Source organism: Streptomyces sp. NPDC046335, from assembly GCF_055587985.1.
Genome location: NZ_JBVJFF010000009.1, coordinates 210,316 through 216,365 on the forward strand (window position 1 = coordinate 210,316; position 6,050 = coordinate 216,365).

Genomic DNA, 6,050 nt, shown 5'->3' on the forward strand with positions numbered 1-6,050 from the left:
CCTTTCGCCACCCTAGGCCAGACCACTGACAACGGGCCTCCGGCGCCGGAGCGGCACCGTGACTCAGGGGAAAACCGGATGCGGCGGCGGCCCGGAGCCCCGCATCATCCCTCCATGGTCCATCCCACACGCACCGTCGTGCCCACCCTCTTCCCGCCCCCCGGCTACGCGCACGCCGCCGTGGTCGAGGCCGGCACCCGCCTGGCCTTCATGGCGGGCTCCGTGCCCCTCGACCCGGCGGGGAAACTCGTCGGAGAGGGAGACATCACCCGCCAGACGGAGCAGGTCATCGCCAATCTCGACGAGGCCCTGCGCGCCGTGGGCAGCGACCTGTCGCAGGTGGTGGCCAGCACGGTGTACGTGGTGAGTGATCAGACCCCGGCGCTCAGCGAGGCCTGGGCGGTCGTACAGGAATCCGCCCTGCACGCGGGCCCGCACACCTCGACGCTGCTCGGCACCACCTGCCTCGGCTATGCCGGTCAGCTCGTCGAGATAACGGCCACCGCCGTCATCCCCGACGGCCCGGGGTCCAGCACCACGCCCAAAACCACGCCCGGGACCGGGGAGGGCGAGTGACCGTCCCGGTCGAGCTGCGCCCGGCCACCGGGTCCGACGGTGCCGCCGTCGCCGACGTCTACCTGCGCTCCTACGACACCGCGCTGCCGACCGTGCGGCGCGCCCACTCCGACGACGAGGTGCGGGACTTCTTCGCGTACGTCGTGGTGCCGCGCGGCGGGACCTGGATCGCGGAGGCCGCGGGCGAGCCCGTCGGCATGATGGTGATCGAGGGCGACGAGCTGAGCCAGCTCTATCTCGCCCCGGAGTGGCGCGGGCACGGCATCGGCGACCGGTTCGTCGCCCTGGCGAAGGAGCGCAGCCCCGAAGGGCTCTCGCTCCGGACGTTCCAGGTCAACGCCTCGGCCCACCGTTTCTACGTACGCCACGGCTTCACCGAGGCGGAGCGGACGGACGGCTCCGGCAACGAGGAGCGGGAGCCGGACGTCCGCTTCGTCTGGCGGCCCGGATCTCAGGTGGCGTCCGGCTGAGCCTTGGCCCGTCGCGCCAGGCCGAGGGCGTACTCGGGCCACCACTGCCCGGCCTTCGGCCCGCCCCGGCAGGTTCCGTCGGACTCGCCGGGCCGCTTGATCCACAGGTAGGCGTCGAGCGCGGCGTCGCCGGTTCTGGTGGTGGGCGGGGTGCCGAGCGCGCGGCCCGGCGGGTTGCACCAGGCTTTCGGGCCCGTGTAGGGGCCGTTGCCGTCGCGGCTGCTGTCGATGACGAAGTGCACGCCGCCGCCGAGCGCCCGGGAGAGCCGGTGGCCGTACGCGGTGCTCACCTCGTCCGTGTAGTAGTTGGCGACGTTCAGCGCGAAGCCGTCGGCCGCGGCGATCCCCGCGGCACGCAGCGGGGTGACCAGGCGGTGCACGTCGGGGATCCAGCCCGCGTTGCCCGCGTCGAGGTACACCTTGGTGTTCGGTACGCGCTTCAGGGTCCGCACCGCGTGGGCGAGCAGCTCGTACCGTTCGGAGGCGGCGGCTCCCGCACAGCCCGCCACCATGTGCGCGACGGCGTCCGGCTCCACGATCACGTACGCGCCGGTGGTGCCGAGTCCGGCGGCGAACGCCTCGACATACCCGCGGTACTGGGCGGCGTCGCGGGCCCCGCCCGCGGAGTACGCCCCGCAGTCGCGGTGCGGGATGAAGTAGGCGACGAGGACGGCGGTACGGCCCTGCTTCGACGCCGCCGCCACCTGGGCCCGCACGGCGGCGCCGGGCTCCTCCTCGTTCAGCCAGACGGCCTGCGGGCGCTCGGCGATGCGCTCGATCATGCGGGCGTCCTCCAGCTTGCCCTGCCGTCGCCACTCGGCGGCCTGCCGGGCGGCGGCACTGTCCGGCTCGACCCAGAAGGCACCGGCGCCCGCGCCCTCCCGTACCGCAGGACCCGCAGCCGCTCCCCCGCGTACCGCACGCCCGGCGTCGGTGTCCGCGTATCCGGTCGCCGCCGCGCCAAGCAGGAGAACGGCGGCGAGCACGGCGCGGGCGACAAGACGCGGCCGGCTGCGGCCAAGCAGGGAACGGGGGCGGCTGGCGGGCTGTTCTGGCACCGGGAGCTCCACTTGCTCGGCGCCGGTCCTGCCCGGCGCGTTCCCCGGAGTCTGCGGTCGCCGCGCCCCGGCGGTGGGGCCTCCCCCGCCGGGACGGCGGCAGTTCGCCCCGGAGAATCACTCCGACGGCGGCGGCGCTCGCACGGCGTTCAGCGCCCCAAGTGCGCGCTCCCGGGCGGGGCTTGACCCCGCCCCCGCGCGGGCTGCGCTCACCGCCGCCCGGCCAGGGCCCGCGTCACTCCCGGAACCGGTCCGTCGCCGCCGTCAGTTGGTCCGCGATCCCGGGCGCCCCCGCGTTGTGCCCCGCCTCGTCCACGAGGATGAGCTCGCTGCCGGGCCACGCCTCGCGCAGCCGCCAGGGGATGCCCAGGAGGTTGCCGAAGTCCAGGCTGCCCTGGACGATCACGCCCCTGATGCCGGCCAGCGAGGGCGCGTCCCGCAGGACGACCTCGTCACCGCCCAGCCAGTGGTCGTTGGCGAAGTAGTGCGTGACGGTCCGCGCGAAACCGGCCCGGAAGGCCGCGTCCTCGTAGCGCGCGATGGACCTCGGCGGCGCCGGTGCGAAGGCCGTCTCCCAGTCCGTCCAGGCCCGCGCGGCGGCGGCCCGTACCGCGGCGTCCGGCGATTCGAGCAGCCGGTTGTAGGCGGCGGCGAGATCCCCGTCCCGCTCGTCGGGCGGCACGCCGTCCCGGAACGCCCGCCACGGCTCGGGGAAGATCCGCCCGAGCCCGCGCGTGAGCAGCTCGACCTCGGCGCGGCTGCCCGTGGCGAGGCCCGTGAGGACCAGCTCCGAGACCCGGTCAGGGTGCGTCTGCGCGTACCGCAGTGCGAGGACGGAGCCGAAGGAGACGCCCCACACCAGCCACTTCTCGATCCGCAGCTCGCGCCGGAGCAACTCCAGATCGGCGAGAAGGTGCTTCATGGTGTTGACGCCCATGTCGGTCGCCGGGTCGCTCGCGTGCGGCGTCGAGCGGCCGCTGCCCCGCTGGTCGAGCAGGACGATCCGGTAGACGTCGGGGTCGAAGTACCGGCGGAAGAAGGGCGTGCAGCCGGAGCCGGGGCCGCCGTGCAGCACCACGGCGGGTTTGCCGTGCGGGTTGCCGCAGACCTCCCAGTGGACGCGGTTGCCGTCGCCGACGTCGAGCATGCCGTGGTCGTGGGGTTCGATGTCCGGATAGAGGCCCATCGGGGCAGCCTAGACGCGGCCCCTCTCACTCCGCCTTGGCAATTCGCATGCGCCCGTAGGCGTACACGCAGCCCGCGAGCGCAAGGTCGGAGAGGAGCATGAAGCCGATGGAGTACGAGTCCTTGGCGCTGTAGATGGCGCCCATGAGCAGCGGCGGCACGAACCCGCCGAGTCCGCCGACCGCGCCCACGATGCCGGTCACGGAGCCGACCTTGGGCTGCGGGGTGACCTGGGAGACGAGCGCGAAGACGCTGCCGCTCGCGGTGCCGAGGCCGGCCGCCATGAGCAGGAAGCAGATGGTGCCCACCGGGTTCAGCTTCGGGTCGAAGGCCTGTACGACGGCGAAGAGCGCGACCAGCGCGAGGGCGCCCGTGGTGACCGTGGCCGGGTGGAGACGGTCGGAGAGCCAGCCGCCGACGGGCCGGAAGACGACGGTGACCAGCGCGAACCCTGCCGCCTTGGTGCCCGCGTCGGTGGGCGAGAGGTCGTACCAGGTCTTCAGATACGTGGGCAGGTACACGCCGAAGGCGACGATGCCGCCGAAGCCGATCGCGTAGAGCGCGGACAGCTCCCAGGTGACCCGCAGCCGTCCCGCCTGCCCGAGGCGGGTGCCGAGGGAGTCGGTGGGCACGGGCCGGTCGGGGCGGTCGGTGATGAGCAGCGCGGCGAGCACCGCGTAGGCCGCGAGCGCGATGGCCACGATGACGTACGGCAGGTTGTCGCCGTGCTCGGCGATACGGGGCGTGAAGTAGCCGGAGAGCGCCACGCCGCCCATGCCCATGCCGAAGACGCCGAGCGCGAAGCCCCTGCGGGCCGGCGGGAACCAGGAGTTGACCAGCGGGATGCCGATGGCGAACGTCGTCCCGCCGAGGCCGAGCAGGAAGCCGACCGCGAGCATCGCGCCGAAGTTGTTCCTGGCCGGGATGATGAGCAGCACCGGGATGATCGTGAGCGCCGAGACGAGCGGGAACATCAGCCGGGCGCCGTAGCGGTCGGTCAGGGCGCCGACCGGTACGCGGCCCAGCGAGCCGACGATCACCGGCACGGCGACCAGGAGCGACTGCTCGAAGGAGCTCAGGTTCAGCCGGTCCTTGAAGTCGCTGCCGAGCGGCGCCACCAGGTCCCACGCCCAGAAGGTGAGCGTGAAGCCGATGGTCGCCACGGCCAGGTTGCGGTACGCGGCGCCGGAGGGCTTCTGCGCGGAGCCCGGGGCCGCGGCCCCGGAAGTCCCCGAAGCCCCGGAGGAACCGGCAGCCCCGGAAGCCCCGGAGGAACCGGCAGCCTTAGAGGCACCGGAAGGCTTGGCTGCGCGCGTCTCGTCCACGACCTCACGCTAGGAATCACCGCCCGGCGCGGCTCACTCTGCTGGGCCGTTCGGGTGCAGGCCCGCCTCGAACGCCGCCGAACGCAGCACCTCCCGCAGCATCTCCGGCGTGAGGCGTCCCGTGAACGTGTTGCGCTGGCTGACGTGGAAGCAGCCGAAGACGTCGAGCGGCTCCTGCCCCTGGCCGCCCGCGAGCCGTACGTGCGCCCCGTGCCCGAAGACGGGCCGCGGCTTCGGCACCTGCCAGCCCGCCGCCGCGAAGGCGGGCAGCGCCGCCTGCCAGCCGAAGCCGCCGAGGACGACCACCGCCCTGAGAGTGGGGGTGAGCAGCTTCAGCTCGCTCACCAGCCAGGAGCGGCAGGTGTCGCGCTCCTCCGTGGTGGGTTTGTTGGCGGGCGGCGCGCAGTGCACGGGCGAGGTGATGCGGGTGCCGTACAGCGTCAGGCCGTCGTCGACGCTCTCGGCGGTGGGGCGCGAGGCGAGGCCGACGTCGTACAGCGCCGGGTAGAGGAACTCGCCCGAGCGGTCGCCCGTGAACATCCGTCCGGTGCGGTTCGCGCCGTGCGCGGCGGGCGCGAGGCCGACGATCAGGAGCGAGGCGTCGTGCGGGCCGAAGCCGGGCACCGGGCGCCCCCAGTACGTCCAGTCCTCGAAGGCCGCCCGCTTGGTACGCGCGACCTCCTCGCGCCACTCGACGAGGCGTGGGCAGGCGCGGCACCCGGTGATCCGCTGGTCCAGTTCGCTCAGGCCGTCCATGTCCTCCACCGTACGTACCCGGGCGAATGGAGCGGATCACCGGTGGCCGGGGCCGGCGGATATCGGACGGCTCACCGGAGGTGGGGTCCACCGCGCTGGACCCGGTCTAAGGTCGGTGCATGGCTTCGGAGACTTCAGGCGGCGGCCAGGAACGCACGCCGGGCAGCGCGCGGACCGACGGGGGCACAGTGCGCGTGGACAGCTGGATCTGGTCGGTCCGCCTCGTCAAGACGCGCTCCGCGGGCGGCGCCGCCTGCAAGGGCGGACATGTGCGGGTCAACGGAGAGCGCGTCAAGCCCGCGTACGGCTTGCGCGTGGGTGACGAGGTGCGGCTGCGGCAGGCGGGCAACCGGGAGCGGGTGGTCGTCGTCAAGCGCCTCATCCGCAAGCGCGTCGGCGCCCCGGTCGCCGTGGAGTGCTACGTCGACAACTCCCCGCCGCCCCCGCCCCGCGAGGCCGTCGCCCCCGCGGGCATCCGCGACCGCGGCACCGGACGCCCCACGAAGCGCGACCGCCGCGAACTGGAACGGCTGCGCGCCGCCGAGGGCGGCTAGGCCGGGTCGGGCGGCGATGCTGAAAAGTCCCGGGGGGAAAAAAAGGGAGACAGAAGGGTGCGAGGAAGCTTTTCCTCTGGGTCCAGGGAGCGGTGCTCTGGTCTAGGTTCTTCTCTCGTTTCTACC

General features: G+C 73.4%; 7 protein-coding genes. 3 read left to right on the top strand and 4 right to left on the bottom strand.

What is annotated here, in order from left to right; genetic code table 11:
* Window positions 1-114 precede the first annotated feature (114 nt).
* Together ACZ6JY_RS23395 and ACZ6JY_RS23400 are read left to right on the top strand one after the other, a co-directional pair.
* Window positions 115-576, top strand: a complete 462-nt coding sequence (locus tag ACZ6JY_RS23395; protein WP_469198395.1) for a RidA family protein — start codon at window positions 115-117, stop codon at window positions 574-576.
* Window positions 573-1,046 (top strand): GNAT family N-acetyltransferase, encoded by a 474-nt coding sequence (locus tag ACZ6JY_RS23400; protein ID WP_469198396.1) that lies wholly within the window; start codon window positions 573-575, stop codon window positions 1,044-1,046. The genes ACZ6JY_RS23395 and ACZ6JY_RS23400 overlap by 4 nt, the downstream gene beginning before the upstream one ends.
* On the opposite strand, the gene ACZ6JY_RS23405 is transcribed toward ACZ6JY_RS23400, so the two are convergent.
* The 4 genes from ACZ6JY_RS23405 to ACZ6JY_RS23420 all read right to left on the bottom strand — a co-directional run bounded on the left by ACZ6JY_RS23405 (window position 1,028) and on the right by ACZ6JY_RS23420 (window position 5,370).
* Entirely contained in the window at window positions 1,028-2,104 is a 1,077-nt protein-coding gene (locus ACZ6JY_RS23405; RefSeq protein WP_469198397.1) for a glycoside hydrolase family 6 protein, read from the bottom strand. The genes ACZ6JY_RS23400 and ACZ6JY_RS23405 overlap by 19 nt on opposite strands.
* 235 nt (window positions 2,105-2,339) lie before the next feature.
* Window positions 2,340-3,290 (bottom strand): prolyl aminopeptidase, encoded by a 951-nt coding sequence (pip, locus tag ACZ6JY_RS23410; protein ID WP_469198398.1) that lies wholly within the window; start codon window positions 3,288-3,290, stop codon window positions 2,340-2,342.
* A 25-nt stretch (window positions 3,291-3,315) separates the two neighbouring features.
* Window positions 3,316-4,458, bottom strand: a complete 1,143-nt coding sequence (locus tag ACZ6JY_RS23415; RefSeq protein WP_469198780.1) for an MFS transporter — start codon at window positions 4,456-4,458, stop codon at window positions 3,316-3,318.
* A gap of 189 nt (window positions 4,459-4,647) precedes the next feature.
* The gene (locus tag ACZ6JY_RS23420) at window positions 4,648-5,370 is read right to left on the bottom strand and encodes a uracil-DNA glycosylase (protein ID WP_469198400.1); all 723 of its coding nucleotides are present in this window, start codon (window positions 5,368-5,370) and stop codon (window positions 4,648-4,650) included.
* A 119-nt stretch (window positions 5,371-5,489) separates the two neighbouring features.
* On the opposite strand from ACZ6JY_RS23420, the gene ACZ6JY_RS23425 reads away from it, so the two are divergent.
* Window positions 5,490-5,924, top strand: a complete 435-nt coding sequence (locus tag ACZ6JY_RS23425; RefSeq protein WP_469198402.1) for an RNA-binding S4 domain-containing protein — start codon at window positions 5,490-5,492, stop codon at window positions 5,922-5,924.
* Window positions 5,925-6,050: the final 126 nt, after the last annotated feature.

Excerpts from the sequence above, each read along its gene's own strand:
- ACZ6JY_RS23425 (WP_469198402.1), top strand. The coding sequence starts at position 5,490 with ATGGCTTCGGAGACTTCAGGCGGCGGCCAGGAACGCACGCCGGGCAGC.
- pip (WP_469198398.1), bottom strand. The coding sequence starts at position 3,290 with ATGGGCCTCTATCCGGACATCGAACCCCACGACCACGGCATGCTCGAC.
- ACZ6JY_RS23395 (WP_469198395.1), top strand. The coding sequence starts at position 115 with ATGGTCCATCCCACACGCACCGTCGTGCCCACCCTCTTCCCGCCCCCC.
- ACZ6JY_RS23420 (WP_469198400.1), bottom strand. The coding sequence starts at position 5,370 with ATGGACGGCCTGAGCGAACTGGACCAGCGGATCACCGGGTGCCGCGCC.